Genomic DNA, 431 nt, shown 5'->3' on the forward strand with positions numbered 1-431 from the left:
GCTTTTTGTTGAACGCGCGAACCTGCGCCAGATCGCGCTCGCCTTGCGGCCATGGGAAGTCGCTCACAGGCGATTCTTCATCAGAATCGAGCAGTTCAGCGCTGCCGCGACGCACAGCCACGCCAGATACGGGAACAGAATCAGCCCGGTGACCACGTCCAGTTGCAGCGCGAGTACCACCATCACCGCGACCACCACCCACAACACCGCCAGAATCACCAGCGCCGCCAGCACCTGATGCGCGCCGAAGAACACCGGCGTCCACAGCGTGTTCAGGGCGATCTGTGCGGCCCACAAGGCCAGCACCGTTTGGCTGCCGGGGATCAGGCTCAGGCGATAGCCGGCCCAGGCCAGCAGCAGGTAGATGATCGTCCACGCTACCGGAAAGGCCCAGTTGGGCGGGGTGAAAGAGGGTTTGGTCAGCGATTCAT

At 63.1% G+C, this 431-nt stretch carries 1 protein-coding gene; it reads right to left on the reverse strand.

What is annotated here, in order from left to right:
- Nucleotides 1–63: 63 nt before the first annotated feature.
- Nucleotides 64–431: TspO/MBR family protein (locus tag J5M56_RS25790; protein ID WP_207938156.1), on the reverse strand; the 368-nt coding region annotated here is incomplete at its 5' end.

It is taken from the genome of Pseudomonas sp. 51_B (assembly GCF_017491595.1).
GTDB lineage: Bacteria > Pseudomonadota > Gammaproteobacteria > Pseudomonadales > Pseudomonadaceae > Aquipseudomonas > Aquipseudomonas promysalinigenes.